17 protein-coding genes and 1 pseudogene are annotated in these 19,216 nt (G+C 64.7%); 7 read left to right on the top strand and 11 right to left on the bottom strand.

Going from position 1 to position 19,216, the window contains the following annotated elements; genetic code table 11:
- Nucleotides 1-55: 55 nt before the first annotated feature.
- The 3 genes and pseudogenes from BPNPMPFG_RS13205 to BPNPMPFG_RS13190 all read right to left on the bottom strand — a co-directional run bounded on the left by BPNPMPFG_RS13205 (nt 56) and on the right by BPNPMPFG_RS13190 (nt 2,695).
- Nucleotides 56-1,090, bottom strand: a complete 1,035-nt coding sequence (locus BPNPMPFG_RS13205) for an SH3 domain-containing protein (RefSeq protein ID WP_258595828.1) — start codon at nt 1,088-1,090, stop codon at nt 56-58.
- Nucleotides 1,091-1,351: 261 nt separating this feature from the next.
- A pseudogene (locus BPNPMPFG_RS42905) lies at nt 1,352-2,108 on the bottom strand (metallophosphoesterase family protein).
- Between the two features lie 230 nt (nt 2,109-2,338).
- A complete protein-coding gene (locus BPNPMPFG_RS13190; RefSeq protein ID WP_258595825.1) occupies nt 2,339-2,695 on the bottom strand; it encodes an ArsR/SmtB family transcription factor in 357 nt (118 codons plus the stop codon).
- A gap of 210 nt (nt 2,696-2,905) precedes the next feature.
- On the opposite strand from BPNPMPFG_RS13190, the gene BPNPMPFG_RS13185 reads away from it, so the two are divergent.
- Complete coding sequence (locus BPNPMPFG_RS13185) at nt 2,906-4,084, top strand: MFS transporter (RefSeq protein WP_258595824.1); 1,179 nt, start codon at nt 2,906-2,908, stop codon at nt 4,082-4,084.
- Between the two features lie 24 nt (nt 4,085-4,108).
- On the opposite strand, the gene BPNPMPFG_RS13180 is transcribed toward BPNPMPFG_RS13185, so the two are convergent.
- Nucleotides 4,109-4,564 (bottom strand): MarR family winged helix-turn-helix transcriptional regulator, encoded by a 456-nt coding sequence (locus tag BPNPMPFG_RS13180; RefSeq protein ID WP_258595823.1) that lies wholly within the window; start codon nt 4,562-4,564, stop codon nt 4,109-4,111.
- Nucleotides 4,565-4,782: 218 nt separating this feature from the next.
- On the opposite strand from BPNPMPFG_RS13180, the gene BPNPMPFG_RS13175 reads away from it, so the two are divergent.
- Nucleotides 4,783-5,577, top strand: a complete 795-nt coding sequence (locus BPNPMPFG_RS13175; RefSeq protein ID WP_258595822.1) for an SDR family NAD(P)-dependent oxidoreductase — start codon at nt 4,783-4,785, stop codon at nt 5,575-5,577.
- A 377-nt stretch (nt 5,578-5,954) separates the two neighbouring features.
- Here the strand turns inward: BPNPMPFG_RS13175 and BPNPMPFG_RS13170 are convergent, their stop codons facing one another.
- The 4 genes from BPNPMPFG_RS13170 to BPNPMPFG_RS13155 form a co-directional block, all read right to left on the bottom strand.
- A complete protein-coding gene (locus tag BPNPMPFG_RS13170; RefSeq protein WP_258595821.1) occupies nt 5,955-6,461 on the bottom strand; it encodes a LysE family translocator in 507 nt (168 codons plus the stop codon).
- A gap of 230 nt (nt 6,462-6,691) precedes the next feature.
- On the bottom strand, nt 6,692-7,345 hold the full coding sequence (locus BPNPMPFG_RS13165; protein ID WP_258595820.1) for a dihydrofolate reductase family protein: 654 nt from the start codon (nt 7,343-7,345) through the stop codon (nt 6,692-6,694).
- Nucleotides 7,346-7,464: 119 nt separating this feature from the next.
- The gene (locus BPNPMPFG_RS13160) at nt 7,465-8,307 is read right to left on the bottom strand and encodes a protein-L-isoaspartate O-methyltransferase family protein (protein ID WP_258596733.1); all 843 of its coding nucleotides are present in this window, start codon (nt 8,305-8,307) and stop codon (nt 7,465-7,467) included.
- An 86-nt stretch (nt 8,308-8,393) separates the two neighbouring features.
- The gene (locus tag BPNPMPFG_RS13155) at nt 8,394-9,758 is read right to left on the bottom strand and encodes an Nramp family divalent metal transporter (protein ID WP_258595818.1); all 1,365 of its coding nucleotides are present in this window, start codon (nt 9,756-9,758) and stop codon (nt 8,394-8,396) included.
- Nucleotides 9,759-9,993: 235 nt separating this feature from the next.
- Here BPNPMPFG_RS13155 and mntR point away from each other — a divergent pair, with 235 nt between their 5' ends.
- A complete protein-coding gene (gene mntR, locus BPNPMPFG_RS13150; RefSeq protein WP_258595816.1) occupies nt 9,994-10,449 on the top strand; it encodes a manganese-binding transcriptional regulator MntR in 456 nt (151 codons plus the stop codon).
- A gap of 105 nt (nt 10,450-10,554) precedes the next feature.
- Nucleotides 10,555-10,743: a hypothetical protein gene (locus BPNPMPFG_RS13145; RefSeq protein ID WP_258595815.1), complete on the top strand. Its 189-nt coding sequence runs from the start codon at nt 10,555-10,557 to the stop codon at nt 10,741-10,743.
- A gap of 20 nt (nt 10,744-10,763) precedes the next feature.
- Here BPNPMPFG_RS13145 and BPNPMPFG_RS13140 read toward each other — a convergent pair whose 3' ends face one another.
- Nucleotides 10,764-12,983: a hypothetical protein gene (locus BPNPMPFG_RS13140; protein ID WP_258595814.1), complete on the bottom strand. Its 2,220-nt coding sequence runs from the start codon at nt 12,981-12,983 to the stop codon at nt 10,764-10,766.
- Nucleotides 12,984-13,177: 194 nt separating this feature from the next.
- Between BPNPMPFG_RS13140 and ypfJ the strand changes: the two genes are divergently transcribed.
- The 3 genes from ypfJ (at nt 13,178) to BPNPMPFG_RS13125 (ending at nt 16,443) form a co-directional block, all read left to right on the top strand.
- Nucleotides 13,178-14,104 (top strand): KPN_02809 family neutral zinc metallopeptidase, encoded by a 927-nt coding sequence (gene ypfJ / locus BPNPMPFG_RS13135; protein WP_258595813.1) that lies wholly within the window; start codon nt 13,178-13,180, stop codon nt 14,102-14,104.
- A 156-nt stretch (nt 14,105-14,260) separates the two neighbouring features.
- Nucleotides 14,261-15,526 carry a TCR/Tet family MFS transporter gene (locus tag BPNPMPFG_RS13130; RefSeq protein WP_258595812.1) on the top strand — a complete coding sequence of 422 codons (1,266 nt, stop codon included), beginning with the start codon at nt 14,261-14,263 and terminating at the stop codon, nt 15,524-15,526.
- Nucleotides 15,523-16,443: an aldo/keto reductase gene (locus tag BPNPMPFG_RS13125; RefSeq protein ID WP_258595811.1), complete on the top strand. Its 921-nt coding sequence runs from the start codon at nt 15,523-15,525 to the stop codon at nt 16,441-16,443. Before BPNPMPFG_RS13130 ends, BPNPMPFG_RS13125 begins: the two co-directional genes overlap by 4 nt.
- 226 nt (nt 16,444-16,669) lie before the next feature.
- Here the strand turns inward: BPNPMPFG_RS13125 and BPNPMPFG_RS13120 are convergent, their stop codons facing one another.
- Both BPNPMPFG_RS13120 and carA read right to left on the bottom strand, forming a co-directional pair.
- On the bottom strand, nt 16,670-17,614 hold the full coding sequence (locus BPNPMPFG_RS13120) for an IS110 family RNA-guided transposase (protein ID WP_258590634.1): 945 nt from the start codon (nt 17,612-17,614) through the stop codon (nt 16,670-16,672).
- Nucleotides 17,615-17,826: 212 nt separating this feature from the next.
- A complete protein-coding gene (gene carA, locus BPNPMPFG_RS13115) occupies nt 17,827-19,044 on the bottom strand; it encodes a glutamine-hydrolyzing carbamoyl-phosphate synthase small subunit (protein WP_258595810.1) in 1,218 nt (405 codons plus the stop codon).
- Between the last annotated feature and the right edge of the window lie 172 nt (nt 19,045-19,216).

The following is a 19,216-nucleotide window of genomic DNA, read 5'->3' as shown; positions in this document are numbered from 1 at the left end:
CGAGGCGCTCTAAAACATGCTCCCTTATTCCCCTATTCCCTTACTCCCCTAAAAACTAATCCCCCAGCACCAGCTTGTCGGTGATCTCGAAGCGTTCGGAAACGCCAATGCGGATCATGTTGAGGCTGCCTTCGCGGGTGAAGCGGAAGTCGCCGCCCGCGTCGGCGCCGGCCGGCTGGCCGGCGGAGAAGGAGATGACGCGCGTGCCGCCATCGGGCCAGGTCACGGTGACGTCGGCCTTGCCGGCGCCGGTGTGCACGACATTCGCGGCGCAGCCGGCCATCGGCTGGCCGACATAGCGGGCGCAGGGAATCTCGACGGCGCCACCGGCGAGTGCGGTGGGCTGCGGCGGCAGTTCGGCGACGGTTTGTGTGTCGACGGCAGGCCCGGCACCTGCCGGTTCGGGGCGCGGCGTGGGAACGGGAATTGATCCTGCCTGCGCCGCGTCCTGCGCCGTTGCCGTGCCGGAATCGCCGGCGGGTGCCGCATCCTGGACAGGGTCCGGGATCTGTCCGGTTGGCGCGGTTTCAGTCGCCGCCAGTGCAAGGCCGTAGGCATCCTGCATGGCGGTGGTGGCGGCGGACTTTACCGGCGTTTCGGAGGCGGCCGGATGAGCCACGCCTCCCAGCCGCGCCGTAAGGTCGGGTGGCGGTTGGGTAGCAGCGTCGCCGCCCGTATCGGCGGCGACTTCGTTGTTTGCCGCGACCGCCGGCGCATCGGCCGGTTTAGTCTCGCCTTCGACATAGGGGGCCGGATTGAGAGGGATGAGGTAGCGCGCCGGCGCCCATCCGCTCAGCTTCACCTTGCCGGTGCTCTCGATCTTGCACCATTTGTAGCCGTTGATGTCGTTGCAGCCGAGATTGGTGACGCTTTCACCGCCGACCAGGCGCGTCTCGACCTTGGCGATCGGCGATGCTGTGGTGCGCACATTGAGAAGATCGTCCGGCGCCAGGCCGATGACGATGGAGATGACGAGATCCGGCGCCTCTTCGGCCGTGGCGGGGGCGATGGCCGGCCATGCCGCCATCAGCAGCGGAGCGGCAATCAGCGCGTGCAAGGTTGTTCGGAGCGTAACTGTGCGCCTCATCATTTGGCCGTGCGCTGATACTCAATTCCATGCCACGGCAGGTCGAGCCCCGCCGTATGCCTGGCCGGTTTTATAGGGGACGACGCGCCGCCATGTAAGCCCGAAAATTCGAACGCCGTTTCGTCCGTGCCAGCTGCTGCCCTGTCCGATGGACCGTGAATGAGTTCAGTTGGGCGGTATGAACGCAGGCGCGTTCAGCCGGGCATGAACCAGTTCAGCCGGGGATGAACCAGTTCAGCCGGGCGGCATGAACGCAAAGTGCGTTCAGCCTGACATGAATCCCGTCCTGAGCGCGTGAGCCCATTCCGGCCGACCCGCCTGTTCGGCCTGCCGCGCCGCCGCTTCGTGATCGTAGTCGACGGCGATGGTCTCGAAGCGATCGGGTTGGCCCGCGCCACCCAATTTGACGATGCCATAGCGCGCATGCGGTGAGCCCTGCTCCGAGACATGCGCCGGTGGGGTCGCATCGTCATAGGCGGGGCAGCCGATGCTGCCGGGATTGAAAATGACCGGACCATCGGGGATGCGGATCAGTTCTGCCCGGTGGCTATGGCCACACAGCGCGATGCGGCAGGCCGGGTCGAGCGCTTTCAGCCGGCGCCGGATCGCCGCCAACGGCGCGCGCACCAACTGGCCATCGACAATCGCATCGGCGAGGTATTTCTCGTCATGGTCCGGGCGGGCGTGGAAAGCGATGACGCCCGGCGCGATCCAGGGTCAGCGGCTGGGCGAACAGCGCCTCGCGCTGCGCCTGCGTCAGCCGTTCCTGAGCGTAGACATCGGAAGCCCACAGGGTCTCGTCGGCCGGGTCGGCCGCGACGCGGCGGTCATGGTTGCCGCGCACCGTCGGCAGGTTCAGCGCCTCTAGCCGCGCAAACGTCTCGCGCGGCCAGAGCGGGCCGGAAACGCTGTCGCCGAGATTGACGGTCAGGTCGGCGCCGCCGCGCTGCGCCAAATCCTCGAGCACGGCGTCCAGCGCCAGCACATTGCCGTGGATATCGGCGAGGACGGCAATGCGCATTTTTGGGTGGCTCCGTGGGTGAAGCTGCGTTTCCTCGCCCCCACGGAAGTGGGGGAGAGGTGGCCGCGAAGCGGCCGGAGAGGGGGCTCTTGGCGCGTCGAGGTAAAACCAAACTTCCTTGAACGATTGGGGAGCGTCAAGGTCCCCCTCTCCGTCTCGGCTGCGCCGAGACACCTCTCCCCCGCTTTGGCGGGGGCGAGGAACCCAAGTTCTGTGAAGGCGCGTCGTACCTACGCGTGGATATCGATATCGTGACCGCCGACCGCGGGCAGCGCGGGATCGTCTCCGGCCGCGGCGATGACGCTGTCGAGCAGGCCGGGGAAGCGGGCGTCGAGGTCGGCGCGGCGCAGCGTGATCATCCGGTTGGTGCCGACCACCTCGGCGCGGGTGACGCCGGCCTCGCGCAGCTTGGCAAGGTGGTAGCTGAGATTGGTCTTCGAACCGAGGTCGAGGAACTGGCTGCAGTTCAGCGCAACGCCTTCCTTGCTGGCGAGATAGCGCACGATGGCGAGCCGCGTCGGGTCGCCCAGCACGCCGAGCACGATCGGCAGGCTGATCTGGTCGGTGTTGGGGTGTGGCAAGGTCATGGCAGGAACCTAAGCACAGTTCGGGCTGATTTCAACGCATCCGCCCTTGCTTGTCCGTACACACTGTTTCTTCCGTTTCGATCCCTGTGCTGACTGGCCGTACTGACATAGGGCTGTCAGGAGAGTTTAGCTATTTTCCCCTGGCTTCATTGACATCATGGCCTGCTATATCCAATTGTTCAATAGCTTTTGAACTAAGGACACCGCCCTATGGACAAGCGCCTCTTCTGGCTTGCGCTCGGATCGTTCACGATCTCGACCGAAGGCTTCGTCATCTCCAGCCTTCTGCCCGATATCGCGGCGGACGCCGGCATCTCCATTCCACTGGCCGGCACGCTGATCACCGCCTTCGCGCTCGCCTATGCGATCGGCACGCCGGTCCTGGCGACGCTGACCGGCGAATGGGACCGCCGCCGCGTCATCCTGTGGACGCTGGTGTTCTTCGTCATCGGCAACATCGCCGCGGCCTTGAGCTCCACCTTCGAACTCTTGCTGATCGCACGCATCATCATGGCACTGTCGTCGGGCCTGTTCGCCGCTACCGCGCAGGGAACGGCGGTGGCGCTGGTCGATGATCATCATCGGGCCCGCGCCATTGCCGTCGTCGTCGGCGGCACCACCGTGGCTGTCGCGGTCGGCGCGCCGCTCGGCGCATTGGTCGCGGCCTTTGCCGGCTGGCGCGGCACGTTCTATGCCATCGCCGGGCTCGGCGCGCTTGCCGGTGCCATCCTGTGGTACCGGCTGCCGCGCGGCATCGTCGGCACCAAGCTGCCCCTGAAGCGCAGGCTGGCGGCGGCCATGCGTCCCGGCGTGATGCCGATCCTTTTGACGACGTTGCTGGCGCTGACCGGCGCCTTCACCGTCTTTGCCTATGTCGCGCCGCTCGCCATCGAGGGCGGCGGGCTGAGCCAGATCGCGCTGCCCGGCATGCTGCTCGCCTTCGGTGTCGGCGCCGTCATCGGCAACATTGCCGGCGGCCAGGCAGCCGACCGGTTCGGCGCAACACGTACCGTCGGCTGGTCGCTGACGCTGAGCGCCGCCATGCTGGTGATGCTGTCGGTCATCCCGACCTTCCTGCCGCCGCATATTGCCGGGCCGGCGCTGATGGCGATGATGGTGCCGTGGGGCATCGTCGGCTGGGCGTTCCCGCCGGCGCAGGCCAGCCGCATCATCAAGCTGGCGCCCGACGCCGCCCCGATCGTGCTGTCGCTCAACGGCTCGGCGCTCTATCTCGGCGTGGCGCTGGGCGCCGTGGTCGGTGGCGCCGTGCTGCGCTACGGCGCGCCGGCCGATCTCGGCCTGATTGCCGCCGCCTTCCCGTTGATCGGGCTTGGCATTGTGCTGGCCGGCCGCTGGGCGGCGCGGCCGGTCGCCATGCCGGCCGAATAATCTCTTCGAAAGCTGTCGGCTGCCTTAGCTGGCCGGCGGCAGATCGAAATCCAGCGCGGTGATGTCGCCCAGCACCGCGCGCAGCTTTTCCGCCTGATCCTTGCCGACCACGTCCTCGAAACGCTGCTGGGCGATGTGCCAAAGCTTCATCACCTCATCGAGCTTGACCAGACCCCGCGGCGTCAGCCGCACGCGCTTGATGCGGCGATCGTCCGGATCGGCGAAGGTCTCGACATAGCCGTCGCGGATCAGCGGCTTCAGCGTATGGCCGAGCGCCGAAAGGTCCATGATCAGGGACGCGGCAATGGCACCCATCGCCGGCTCGCCGCCGATATGGATCTGATAGAGCAGGCCTTGCTGCGTGGCCTTGAGCCCAGAGGGCGCAAGCACATCATCATAGAACTGGCCGAGCTTGCGCGCCGCGCGACGCAGCATCGCGTTGTTGCACAGTGTCAGGCCGGGCAGGGTGTCTTTCGGCATTTTTTCTCTCGGCGGCGGCGACATGATGCCCGACCGTTGCCTTCACAAATAATCCGCGTTCCGATCGTTGACAAGATAGTGGCATATGCCTACTTCATATTAGTGGTATATGCCACTAAATGAAATCAAATGGCTTTGCCGGCAAGGCGAGGGCGGTTGCCCACGGAGCCGGTGGCCAAGTTGAAGCGAAGCAAATCAGTCGAAGAAGGAACAGGACAATGAGTGGACAGAGCAACAAGGGCACGGCGGTCGTCACCGGGGCTTCATCGGGCATCGGCGCGGTCTATGCGGATCGGCTAGCAGGACAGGGTTATGACCTGGTGCTGGTGGCGCGGCGCGCCGACCGGCTTGAGGAACTGGCTGAGAAGTTGCGCTATGCCTACAGCCACAAGGTCAACGTGATCAGCGCCGATCTGTCCGACGACGATGACGTCCGCCGCGTCGAGCAAGCGATCGCCGCCGACGACAGCGTGACGCTGCTGGTCAACAATGCCGGCCTTGGCGGCCAGCAGGTGGTGGCGACTGCCGACGCCGACGCGGCCGAACGCATGATCAAGGTCAATGTCATCGCCTTGACACGCCTGACCCGCGCAGTCCTGCCCGGGCTGGTGGCGCGCAACCGTGGCGCCATCGTCAACATCGCCTCGGTACTCGCCTTCGACACTTCGTTCGGCGGCATCTACAGCGGCACCAAGGCCTATGTCGTCAACTTCACCGAGGCCCTGCAGCGCGAAGTCGCCGATACCGAGGTGAAGGTGCAGGTCGTGTTGCCGGGCGCGACCCGGACCGATTTCTGGGAGCTTGCCGGCAGCGATATCGATACCCTTCCGAAGGAGATCGTCATGACGGCCGGTGATCTGGTCGATGCGGCACTTGTCGGCCTGGCCAAAGGCGAATCTGTCACCGTGCCGGGGCTTGCCGACGCCACCAAGCTAGACACTTTCCTCGGCGCGCGGCAAGCCTTCTACGGCAGCCTGCATGCCGACAAGCCGGCCGCCCGCTACGCGGCTTGAGGGACTGAGCGAGGAGGGCTGGTTCGCTTCGCGAACTGGTACCCCCACCCCGCTGCTTCGCAGCGACCCTCCCCACAAGGGGGAGGGTAAGGTCACGCTATCCCTTGAGGCGTGGAAAGGTGCGCTCCCCACCTCCCCCTTGTGGGGAGGTCGGACCGAAGGTCCGGGTGGGGGTACTGCGCCGACCTTACAGGACTTGGGTTCCTCGCCCCCATAAAATGGGGGAGAGGTGGCTCGGCGGAGCCGAGACGGAGAGGGGGACTGGCGCGACGCAATCAAATTTTGAGACCCATTTCCCTACGAAGGCCCCCTCTCCGGCCGCTTCGCGGCCACCTCTCCCCCGCTTTGCTGGGGCGAGGAACCCATCCTCTTCCCGTCTACCCCGACCGCCACATCGGAATGATCGAGGCGGCAAGCACCAGCGCAAGCACGACGTTCAGCGCGCGCCATTGCCACTCGGTCTTGAGCAGCCGGGCAAGCACCATTCCGGCCACACACCACAGCGACAGCGAGGCAGCCGCTGCCAGGCCGAAAGTGACGCCGAGCAACAGCGCGAGTTGCAGCGGGCCGCTGGCCAAAGCCGCGAACGAGGCCGCGGCACCCAGCCCCATCGCCCAGCCTTTGGGGTTCATCCATTGGATGCCGGCGCCGCCGAGAAAGCTGTTCGGTCTGGCCATGGTCACGTCCAGATCGGGCGGCCCGCTGCGGCCGATCTTGATCGCCAGCCAGACGAGATAGAGCGAGCCGATGATCTTCATCGCCAGTTGCAGCGAGGGCACGGCAAGCAGCAGCCCGGCGAGCCCGGCGGCGGCCGCTCCCGTCACGGTGGCGAGGCCAGCAGCGCTGCCGACCAGCAAGGGAACCGAGCGATTCGCGCGGCACATCCGCGATGAGCTGGCGCGAAGGCCGCAGGCGGCTTGAGAGAACTTGGGTTCCTCGCCCCCACGGAGTGGGGGAGAGGTGGCTCGGCGCAGCCGAGACGGAGAGGGGGCTGGCGCGACGATGAGCAAGTTCCTGCACGGCATTCGCCCTACGAAAACCCCTCTCCGACCGCTTCGCGGCCACCTCTCCCGCTCTGGCGGGGCGAGGAACCCAGGTCCTGCAACCGCTCTCGCTACTTCCAGTTCTTGCGTCGCTCGATCTCTGCCTCGGACGGCTCCTCCGGCGCAAACGACCCGGTCTTGATCTTGCCGCCGCGCTCATAGGTCGCCATGATGACGCCGGTGCTCGAGGCCTGCGAGCGGGTCAGCTTGAGGGTGGAAGGCAGCGTGCCGTTGCCGAACAGGCGCTTGCCCTTGCCCAGCACAAGCGGGAAGATCAGCAGGCTGACCTCGTCGATCAGGTCGTTGGCGAGCAAGGTCTGGATCAGGTCGCTCGAACCCTGGATGAGCAGGTCCGGGCCGTTCTCTTGCTTCAGCTTGCGCAGCGTTGCCACGACGCCGTCGCCAAGCGACTGGCTGTTGTTCCAGGTCAGGGTGTCGTGCCGGTGCGTCGCCACATATTTGGTGACGGCGTTGAAGCTCTCGGCGATCGGGTCGTTGTCCTGGTATGGCCAATGGGCGGCGAAGATATCGTAGGTCTTGCGGCCGAGCAGCAGGTCGAAGGGCTTGGTGAAGGTCTCGCCCATGAAGGCGCCCATGGCATCGTCCCAATAGTGGAACGTCCAGCCGCCGAACTCGAAGCCGCCGACCGGGTCCTCTTCCGGACCGCCCGGTGCCTGCATGACCCCGTCGAGGCTGACGAATGTCGTGGCGGTGATCTTTCTCATTTTATGCTCCCGTTTTTCAATCCACACCGTCGTGGCCGGACTTCAGCCCAAGGACGGGCGACCGGTCGCCCGTCCGACACCGCATGCGAAATTTCGCTGGCAAGCCCGCCGTCGATGCGTCAGTTGCGAGGCTTGGCATCGAGACTGCGCGACGAGAACCAGACACCGCCGAAGATGGCGGTGGCGGTGCGGTCCGGCGCCTTGTCCTGTGTCAGCCAGATCGAGCGGCTGCGCGCGGCTTGGTTGCGCGTCGGGATCTTTGCCGCAGGGTCTGCAACCGAGGCACCGACACAGGGAATGAACCACGAGCGCATGAATGGATCGCAGGCGAAGCCTTGTTCGGTCCGGGTCACCATCACCGCCAGCGGGACGCGCTCGGCCGGGCGCCAGGGAAAGATCATGCGACCGCGCGGCCGCATCGCCTTCAGCCATCCGGCCGGCGGGGCGACCACGCCGGCATTGACATAAATGATGTCGGATGGCGGCAAGGGCGTCGTCACGGCATCGCCATGGACAACGGTCACATTGCCATAGGCTTCGAGGTTTTGTCGCGCCTGCACGGCCAGGCTGCTGTCGAGTTCGTAAGCGGTGACGGTGCCGCCTGATGAAACCAGCCTGGCCAGCACTGCCGTGTAGTAGCCGGTACCGGCGCCGATGTGGCAAACGGCCTCGCCGGGTTTCGGTGCAACCTTTCCGATCCACATGGCGTGCAGGAACGGCTCGCCATTGTTGATGCCCTTGTCGGCGTCGAGCGCCACCAGCACGTTCTGATAGATGTGCGCCGGATCGGCGCTCGGCGTCGTGATCTTGCCGCTGCCGGCGATGATCGTCCACGGTCCGGGACCGAGAAAGGCCTCGCGCGGCACCTCGGCGAAAACCGCCTCCAGGCGCGGATCGGGCGAGGCGACATTGGCGGCCATCAGCCGCGCGTAGAATTTCCTGATGTCTTCGATCCTGGTCATGACGCGGGAGAAGATAGCGCGGATTGCCGATTTGTCGCGGGTTTCCTCCTCCTCCCGCAAGGCCCTCGATTTCTCGGTAAGCCAGATCAGCCGATCCCGAACATGGTGTCGTAGAGCAGCTTGAAGTTGAGCACCAGGATGATGGCGGCGACCATCCAGGCCAGCGCGGCGACGCCGCGTGGAATGGCGAAATTGCCCATCTTCTCTTTGTCGGAGACGAACTGCACCAGCGGGATGACCGCGAAGGGCAGCTGCATCGACAGGATCACCTGGCTGAAAACCAGCAGCTGGCCGGTGCCCTTTTCGCCGTAGAGCGCGGTGACGACCACCACCGGGATGATGGCGAGGCCACGCGTCAGCAGGCGTCGCGCCCAATTCGGAATGCGCAGGCGCAGGAAACCTTCCATGACGATCTGGCCGGCCAGTGTCGCCGTCACTGTCGAGTTCAGGCCGGAAGCCAGCAGCGCCACGGCGAACAGGATCGAGGCGATGCTCAAGCCCAGCAGCGGCGACAGCAGCTCGAAGGCCTGGCCGATTTCGGCGACATCCTGGTGGCCGGTGTTGTGGAAGGCGACCGCCGACACGATCAGGATCGAGGCGTTGACGAACAGCGCCAGCATCAGCGCAATGGTCGAGTCCGTCGTTGCCCATTTGATGGCGTCGCGCTTGCCCTTGTCGGTGCGTTCATAGGCGCGGGTCTGGACGATCGAGGAGTGCAGATAGAGATTGTGCGGCATCACGGTGGCGCCGATGATGCCGATGGCGATGTAGAGCATCGCCGGGTTGGTGACGATCTGCGATGACGGCACGAACATGGCGTGCAGGATCGAGCCGGCCGGCGGGGCGGCGACAAAGATCTGGATCGCGAAACAGCTGAAGATGATGATCAAAAGCGCGATGACGAAGGCTTCGAGATAGCGAAAACCCTTGTTCATCAGGAGAAGCACGAGGAAGGCGTCGAGCGCCGTCAATATGGCGCCGCCGACCAGCGGAATGCCGAACAGAAGTTGCAGCGCGATCGCCGTGCCGATGACCTCGGCCAGGTCGCAAGCGATGATGGCCAGTTCGCAGGCGATCCACAGCATGAAATTGACCGGGCGCGGATAATAGGCGCGACAGGCCTGGGCGAGGTCGCGGCCGGTGGCGATGCCAAGGCGGGCGGACAACGCCTGCAGCAGTATCGCCATCAGGTTGGACAGCATGATGACGAACAGCAGCGTGTAGCCGAACTGGGCGCCGCCGGCGAGGTCGGTCGCCCAGTTGCCGGGGTCCATATAGCCGACCGAGACCATGTAGCCGGGGCCCATGAACGCGAACAGGCGGCGGAACCAAACACCCGAGCTCGGCACGGCTATGGACGAATTGACTTCGCGCAGGCTGGGCTGGTCGTCGTCCTCGGGCCTGGCGAACCGCCATGAGGAACGGGCAGCTGTGGCTTCGGCTTCGGACATGAGGGAGGGCTTTCCGCGAGACGTGTCGATGTTGCCTTAAGCTATGCCATGGCTCAACATTATGCAATATGCTATATTTCATTGTCGGTGCTTTTTATTCGACTCCTGGTCAATGCGCAAAAGGCGCAACCGGAAACGCCGGTTGCACCTCCGGTGGAATGCAAATAAACGGCCTGAAGAATCAGAGCCCGTGCTATAAATGCATGGACGGCCAAACTCCCAGGAGGAGCGCGCATTGGCGCTGAAGAACAGACCGGTCCCGCGCGAAAAGCCGCTGCCTGACGCCGACGTTCATTCGGAAGGGTTCAGGCAGACGCGCGAAGCGCGCCGCAGCGCGCTGGTCGAGGACTATGTCGAGCTGATCGCCGACCTGATCGAGGATGGCAACGAGGCGCGCCAGGTCGATATCGCGGCACGCCTGGGCGTCGCCCAGCCGACGGTGGCCAAGATGCTGACCAGGCTATGCGCCGACGGGCTGGTGTCGAGAAAACCCTATCGCGGCGTGTTCCTGACCGATGCCGGCCGCAAGGTCGCGGAGGAGAGCCGCATCCGCCACCAGACGGTGGAAGCCTTTTTGCGCTCGCTCGGCGTCAGTGCCGAGACGGCGCGCATCGATGCCGAAGGCATCGAGCACCATGTCAGCGCCGAAACGCTGGAAGCGTTCCGCAAGGCAATGACTGCCACGCGCTGAGCCACGTCAACGCCGAGTCTCCCGAACGACGAAGCCGCCGGAACCGCTATGCGTTATGCACGTTGCTCCTGACATCGCGCGATTGTCGCGCCAAGGGAGGAAGTGATGGGCGTTGAACAGGCACCGACCGCAAAGGGCAAGCAGGCGGCCAAGGGACTGAAACAGGCGGCGGCGAAGGACGAGCGCAAGACCGAGGCCGAGACCGGGCATCCGTTGAAGAAGGGCGCCGCGCGTTTCGAGGAGCGCTCGAAAAGCTCCGACGGAAAGAGCGCTGGCGCCAAGCAGAAAGAATAACGGCGCCTGTTAGGCTGACGTCAGCGGCTGTAGGCGAAGGCCGTTTGATGAAACGTGGTCACGGCGTCTTTGTTGCGGTGGTATCGCTTGGCCATCCGCACTGGCTCCGGGCGTTCGAGCCCTTTGAAAGGTCCACTGGACCTTTCAATTTGCCTCCGGCAAACCGGTCTCTCACTCCCTGACATCCTGGACCCAGCTGCGTGGGTGGCCGTCGACGCGGAACTGGAAGATGAAATAGGGCGGGATGCAGGTGCCCTCGCCAGGCTTGGCCTGCGGCAGATCATCGTAGCCGGCGGTGCAGATGTAGCCTCGCGGCAGGGATGCGCCTTGTCGCAGGCGCGCAGGCCGGCGGTCTTGGTGAATTCCTTGGTGCAGAATTTGTGGTCCTTGCCCGACGCAATGCAATCGTTGAAGCCCGTCTTGGCGAGCCGCCCGCACGTCGCCTCGTCTGGCAGCTTGTCGCAGCTCGCCTTGCGCAGCATGCCGCCTGGAAAGCCACCGGTCTTCTGCTGCGGATTGTCGTAACGCTGGCGCGCGGCGCCATAGCCGGCGAGTTTCACCACCGGCTTTTTGTCCCGCGCCGGATCGATGGCGCATGCCTTGGCGGTCGCCGGCGACAGGCGGCAATACTGGTCGTTGCCCCATGTCGACATTTTTATCTCGCCGAACTCGACGGGGTCGCCGACCGCCGTGCCGGCTTCGCTGACGCAGGTGCCGAAGCCCGGATGGATGGCGCTTTCGTGGACGCCGGCGCAGCGCAGGCCTTCGCCGCAACTCCAGTCCTTGAAGCTTAAATCCTCGCCGCGATAGCAGATCGAGCCCCAGCCATTGTAGAGGTCGGTGCCCTTCAGCGCCTCGGCATATTTCCGGTCGGGGCGGGCGGCGAAGCCGCGCGTAAAATCCGGGTGGCCGCCGGCGGCGAATTGCTCGACGATGGCGCGGCGGCGCGGCAGGTCGGCGAAGAACACGGCCGAGCCCGGCACGAAGACCGCGTTGCGCCGCGACTCGCGGGCAGGGTCGGCGCCGGTGTAGTGGAAGCCAGCGATGCCATGCGTCTGGTGGCAGCCGGTGCAGGTCATCTCGTTGAGGCGCAGCTCGAAGCCGGCCACCGACTTGATGGTCGTGAGCGTGTTGCCCCTGACGACATAGTCCTTGAGCGCCTTGTCGATATCGGCGTCGTCGACCAGGCCATAGGCGATGTTGTTCTGCGACCGGCTCAGCCCGCCGGGCGCGACGGAGACGGCGCTCCTGGCCAGGAATTTCTCGTCGATGACCAGCCGGCCATGGTCGAGGTCATAGATGTTGCGGTCGGTGAGCAGCCATTTGGCGAAGGATGGCTTGTCGGCCAGCACGGTCGCTCGGTCGATCTGGTTCTCCATCTTGGCTTCATAGAAGCTCGAGCTGGCCGGATCCCATTTGAAGATCTTCAGCAGATATTCGGCATGGCCGCCGAAATCGCGCCGCGTCGAGGCTGATAGCCTGAGCACCTGCATGTTGAGTTCGAGCCGCATGATCTGCGACGAATTCAGCATGGCGCCGGACAGCGGCCCTTCGTCGGAGCGCAGCCAGGCGGCCAGCTGTTCAGGCGACAGATCCTTCTGCCCGGCGGCAAGCCAGCGATTGGCGACGTCCGAGCAGGACACATCCGTGGCGCGCGGCAGGTCCTTCGAGGCGCGGGCCTGCGCCTGCGTGGGCTTGGCGTTGAACACCAGGCTCATGGTCAGCGGCAGGCGCGAGGAGATGCGCTGGCCTGCCTTCCCTTTCGCCGGCTTTTCCGCGACCGAATAGTGGAAACGGTAGATCAGCCGAATCTCGCCGCACTCGGTATGGCCGAGATAGCCCCGGTCCATGCGGTTGACGACGCCGGTCAGGTCGAGTGTCGAGCCGTCGTCGTCGATGTATTTCGGATTGAATTTCTGGCTGGTGTCGTTCGATTTCGCCATGGCCGCGACATAGGGGTCTGGGCTGGTCTTCGGCTCGTCGGCGATCTCAAGCTTGACGATGTCGCGCACCGTCGCCAGCGCCGGCACTGAAAACAGGCCGCGATTATCGACCTCGCGGGTGAGGCCGAGTGCCGGGCCTAGCAGGCGGCTGATCGACAGACCGCCACGCTCCAGCGCCTGCAAGGTGGCGGGATCGGTGACTGCGACACTGGAATCGAGTGTCACCGCGCCGGCACTTGTCAGACCAAGGCAGAGCAGTGCCGCGGGCAGCGACAGGAATTCACCGATCGTCTTCAAGCCTCGCTCACCCCTCCGTTTGCGGCGATGCTACAGGCCTTCCCTGGTCTCGGCCAGAGCAGTCAAGCCGCCATGCCGGTACTGTCCGGGTCGCGAAAAATGCTGTGACTTGGCGCAACCATTGCGATAATTGTTTGTTGGGTTGAGCCGGCCTTGCCGGAACAATTGGGAAGTTCGCAGCACGAGGAGTTGCCATGCTCTGGAGAGGCCGTCGTCAGAGTGACAATATCGAGGACGACCGCAGCGACAGCGGCGGCGGGCTCGGCGGCGGCAGCCCCGGCCAGTTCCGCATCCCGATCGGCGGCCGCGCCGGCGGCGGCGGCAGCATCTTCCTGGTCATACTGGTGGTGCTTGCCGGATGGTATTTCGGCTTCGATCCGTCGCAGATCCTGGGCGGGGGTGATGGCGGACTGCTGCCGGGGGGCGGCGGCCAGATATCAGACAACAGCGGCGGCCAGGACAGCGGCGCGGGAACGCCCGCCAATGACGAGATGAAGCAGTTCGTCGCCACCGTGCTGGCCGAGACCGAAGACACCTGGACCGGCATCTTCAAGTCTCAAGGGTTGACCTATGAGAATCCGAAGCTGGTGCTGTTCAGCGGCCAGATCCGCTCGGCCTGCGGCTCGGCCTCGTCGTCGGCCGGGCCGTTCTATTGTCCCGGCGACCACAAGGTCTATCTCGACATGACCTTCTTCCAGCAATTGGACCAGCAGTTCGGCGCCTCGGGCGAATTCGCCCGCGCCTATGTGATCGCGCATGAGGTCGGCCACCATGTGCAGAACCTGACCGGCATCATGTCCAAGTTCAACCAGATGCGGCAAGGCATGAGCGAAGCCGATGCCAACCAGTTGTCGGTGCGCATCGAGCTTCAGGCCGACTGTTTCGCGGGTGTCTGGGCGCACTACACCGCGCAGAAAGGCATATTGGAGCAGGGCGACTTCGAAAGCGCGCTGAACGCGGCCAAGCAGATCGGCGACGACACGCTGCAGAAGAAGATGCAGGGCTATGTCGTGCCGGAAAGCTTCAACCACGGCACCTCGCAGCAGCGGCAGACCTGGCTGACGCGCGGCTACAAGAGCGGCAAGCTTTCGGATTGCAACACGCTGAGCGGCCCACTCTGAACACTGGTTTCCGGACACTGACCTGACGGCGAAGGCGCCGTCAGGGGATGTCAGGATGAAAAACTCTTGCCTGTTCCCGCATTGTTCCTGGCAGCGGGCTCGCCTATAAGGTGCGTCCGCCTGCGCCCCAGGGCGAGCAGAGGAGCTTGACCCATCATGATCGACCCCAAAACCGCCAGACGGGGCCTTGCGCTCGTCTTCACAACGCTGCTGCTCGATATCATCGGCTTTGGCATGATCATGCCCGTGCTGCCGGCCTATCTCAGGGAGTTGACCGGCGTCAGCATCAGCGGAGCAGCGATCGAGGGTGGCTGGCTGTTCTTCGTCTATGCGGCGATGCAGTTCTTCTTCGCGCCCATCATGGGTGGTCTGAGCGACCGGTTCGGACGACGGCCGATCCTGCTCGCCTCGGTGCTGACCTTTTCCATCGACAATCTGATCTGTGCCGTTGCCTGGTCTTACCCGATGCTGTTCATCGGGCGCGTGCTGGCCGGCATTTCGGGCGCCAGCTATTCGACGACATCCGCGTTCATCGCCGACATCTCGAACGATGAGAACCGGGCCAAGAATTTCGGCCTGCTCGGCATCGCTTTTGGCGTCGGCTTCGTCATCGGGCCGGTTCTGGGCGGGCTGCTCGGTACGTTCGGGCCGCGCGTGCCGTTCTTTTTCGCTGCCGGGCTGGCTTTCGTGAACTTCCTGATCGCGCTGTTTCTGCTGCCGGAAACGCTTGATGACAAGCACCGCCGCCGCTTCGAGTGGAAACGCGCGAACCCCGTTGGCACGCTCCTCCAGATGCGCCAATACAAGGGCATCGGCTGGATCGGGCTTGTCTTCTTCCTGATGACGCTCGGGCACATGATGTATCCGGCGGTGTGGTCGTTCGTCTCCAGTTACCGCTATGGCTGGAGCGAGCAGCAGATCGGCTTCTCGCTCGGCGCCTTCGGCTTGTGCGGCGCCATAGTCATGGCGACGGTGCTGCCGCGTGTGATCCCCAGGCTTGGCGAGTGGAAGACAGCGGTGATCGGCCTCGCCTTCACGGCGCTCAGCGCCTTCGGCTATGCCTTCGCGTCGCAAGGCTGGATGGTCTATGCGGTGATCGTCGCCGGCTGTCTCGAAGCGCTTGCCGATCCGCCGCTGAGGAGCCTCGCCGCCGCCAAGGTGCCGCCCTCGGCGCAGGGTGAACTGCAAGGCGCGATGACCTCGATCTTCTCGATCACCTCGATCATCACGCCGCTGCTCTACACGGCGATCTTTTCCTGGTTCACCGGGCCGAACGCGCCCGTGGTGTTCGGCGGCGCGCCGTATCTGGTCGGCGCATGTTTCCTAGTGCTGGCGCTCATCGTCTTCGTCACGAAGGTGGCAAAGCCGGTGGCGATCAGAAATGTCACCACCGGCGTCGCGGAAGATGGAGTGCAGATATGAGCCATGACGGGCGTATCGCCCTGACCAAGAACGGGCCGTCGCTGTCGCGGCTGGTCTTCGGCGCCTGGCGCCTGCTCGATAGCGCCGCCCGCCCGGATGCCGAGGCGGTCGCGCGGCTGATCGGCACCGCCGTCGATCTCGGCCTGACCAGTTTCGACCATGCCGATATTTACGGGAATTACGAGGTGGAAGCAGCCTTCGGCGCCGGCCTGACGTGCTGGAAAGGCAAGCGCGAGGAGATCGAACTGATCTCGAAATGCGACATCATGCTGGCGTCGGACAACCGGCCGCAAAACCGGCTGAAGCACTACGACACCAGCGCTGCTCACATCGCCGCCTCGGTCGACCGCTCACTCGCCAATCTCCACACCGATTATCTCGACCTGCTGCTGCTGCACCGGCCGGATCCGCTGATGGATGCCGACGAGACGGCGGCCGCACTGGCCGGGCTGGTCAAGTCCGGCAAGGTGCGGGCGGTCGGCGTTTCCAATTTCACGCCGTCACAGTTCCATTTGCTGGCGTCGCGGCTACCCTTCACGCTTGTCACCAACCAGATCGAGATGTCGGTGCTGAAGACGTCCGCATTGACCGACGGCAGTCTCGACCATGCGCAGCGTCTTGCCTATGCGCCGATGATCTGGTCGCCGCTCGGCGGCGGCTCGCTGTTCACCGGCAAAGAAGGGCGAGAGGCGCGGGTGCGGGCAGCGCTTGCGGCGGTGGCTGCCGAGATCGGTGCCGACGATCTTGCCGCTGTCGCCATCGCCTGGCTGTTGCGTCATCCGGCGCGGCTTGTCCCGGTGCTGGGCTCGATGAAGCCGGAGCGGCTGGCCGCCATGGTCAAGGCGCTGGAGATCGCGCTCGACCGCCAGCAATGGTTCGCCATCCTGGAAGCCAGCGAAGGCCGGCCGGTGGCATAGACCTTCCGAAGGCGCGACGAGTTTGTGGCGTACTCGTTGGGGCAGACGTTCGCGCCGCCCCTCATTGCCCTGCCGGGCATTTCTCCCCGTAGAACGGGGAGAAAGAAGCCGCGCTGAGGCTTTCGCCAATTTTCAACATTGCGGAAAAGAGCGCCAAGGCAGCGACAGCCCCTTCTCCCCGTTCACGGGGAGAAGATGGCAGCAGCCAGATGAGCAACTGTGTTTGTCAGGGTCGGGCTGGGTTCCACGGTTCGTTGTTTCGGATCATGGCACTGAGGATGGTCAGTATCTTTCGCGCGACGGCGATGAGAGCGACTTTCGGCGCCTTGCCGTTTGCAATGAGGCGCTGATGGAAAGCCTTGAGCACAGGATTGGAGCGACTGGCGGTGAGTGCTGCCATGTAGACCACCCTGCGCACGTCATGACGGCCACCCCAGATGCTGCGCTTGCCTCGGAAAGTGCCGGTGTCGAAGTCGTAGGGCGCGAGGCCGGCAAGGGCTGCGATCTCTCGTCGCGAGGCCTCACCAATCTCGGGAGCCAGAGCAAGCACGGTGTGGCTGAACACTGGGCCGGCACCGCAGAAGGACTGGATCAGGCGATCCCTGGCCGCGAGCGCTGGCTGGCTGGCGACGAGTTCGGCCATCCGTTTGGCAAGCAGAGCGATATCGAGCTCGATGCGCCGCAGCCGCCGGGTGAACATGCGCTTGACCGTCGGCTCGCGTATCTGCTCGAGCTGGTTGGCGAGGCTGACCTTGTCGTCGCTGAGCTGCCTGCGGGCAACGACCAGATCGGCGAGTTGCTCGGCGATTGGGTCACAGCGCACCGGCCGGGTCGGCAGTTCGGCGGTGTAGCGCGCAATCAGCAGCGCATCGATGCGATCGTTCTTGGCCAGCCGGCCAAGGGCGCGGGCATAGTGGCGCAGCTTGTGCGGATTGACGTTCCTGGCCGGCAGGTTCGCCTTGCGCAGCGCCTTGGCCACACCGCGCTCATAGCCGCCGCTCGGCTCCATGCCGATGGCGCGCACATTGCGACCCGTCAGCCACTTGATCAGCTCGGCCCAGCCGTCCTTGTCGTTGTCGAAACGGGCTCGTTCTAGCGTCTGAAACACCGACACATCGAGCCACCACTTGGCGACGTCAATACCGACGTCCTGAACCGTCTCTTCAGCCATCTCCTCAATCCCTTCCTTGTGTGCGGGGGCTTGCCCCTTGCAACTGTTCGGGTTCACAAAGAAGGCGGTCGGGCCCCAGCTCACCTACGGTTTAGGCCACCTGAGGGGCGACGGGCTCTCGACCGCCGCCACGAACCGGAACATCCACCGGTTCGTGGCACCCTCCATTATGCATATTTCAAACACACAAGGGGCAGCGCTAACGGATCGAGTCAAGCCCGCTCGGCCAGCAATTCCTCGCCGCGCTTTGCGCGGATCAGGTTGACGAAGCGGCGGAACAGATAGTGCGAATCCTGCGGACCGGGCGACGCCTCGGGGTGATGCTGGACCGAGAACACCGGGCGGCCGGTCAGCGTGATGCCGCAGTTCGAGCCGTCGAACAGCGAGACATGGGTTTCCTCGACGCCGGCGGGCAGCGAGTCGGCGTCGACGGCAAAGCCGTGGTTCATCGAGACGATCTCGACCTTGCCGGTGGTGTGATCCTTGACCGGATGGTTGGCGCCGTGATGGCCCTGGTGCATCTTGGCGGTCTTGCCGCCCAGCGCCAGCGCCAGCATCTGGTGGCCGAGGCAGATGCCGAACACCGGAATGTCGGTCTTCAACAGATCCTGGATGACCGGCACGGCATAGTCGCCCGTGGCTTCCGGATCGCCGGGGCCGTTGGAGAGGAAGATGCCGTCCGGCTGCATGGCCAGGATCTCGTCGGCGCCGGTCTTGGCCGGCACCACGGTGACCTTGGCGCCGAGGCCGGCGAGCAGGCGCAAGATGTTGCGCTTGACGCCATAGTCGATGGCCACGACATGCATCGAAGGCTCGGCCTGTTCGCCAAAGCCCTCGTTCCACACCCAGGGCGTTTCGCGCCAGACCGAGGACTGGCCGGAGGTGACTTCCTTGGCGAGATCGAGGCCGATCAGGCCCGACCACGCGGCGGCGCGCCGCTTCAGATCGTCGAGGTCGAACACGCCGTCGGGCGCGTGCGCAATGACGGCGTTGGGCATGCCCTTTTCACGGATCAGCGCTGTGAGCGCGCGGGTGTCGATGCCCGACAGGGCGACAATGCCGCGCTTCTTCAGCCACTGGTCGAGGCCACCGGCGGCGCGATAGTTGGACGGGTTGGTGACATCGGCCTTGAACACGGCGCCGACGGCACCGGCGCGGGCGACCGGATTGAGGTCTTCGATGTCCTCTTCATTGGTGCCGATGTTGCCGATATGCGGGAAGGTAAAGGTGACGATCTGGCCTGCATAGGACGGGTCGGTGAGGATTTCCTGGTAGCCGGTCAGCGCTGTGTTGAAGCAGACTTCGGCGACGGCGGAGCCGGTGGCGCCCAGGCCGCGACCCTCGATGACGGTGCCATCGGCCAGCACCAGCAAAGCTGTCGGCTTGTCTGTGGTCCAGGCAGGGGTCGACGCGGCGGTCATCGTGGCCATGGCGGCACTCCTAAAGGGCTGCTTACGGATTGTCCCGATACGGGCTTATCTGCGCAGCAAACCGCGCACGGCAGCGATTTCGCAAGCCTGCGCGCAGTCAAAACTCAGTTCATGCAAGGCCCAGTACATAGGGGAAGGGGCCAAGGCGGTCAATGATGCCAGCACTGAGCGG

Origin of the sequence: Mesorhizobium sp. AR07 (assembly GCF_024746815.1) — a bacterium.
Classification (GTDB): Bacteria; Pseudomonadota; Alphaproteobacteria; order Rhizobiales; family Rhizobiaceae; genus Mesorhizobium.
This window is presented reverse-complemented; position numbering and strand designations above follow the sequence as displayed.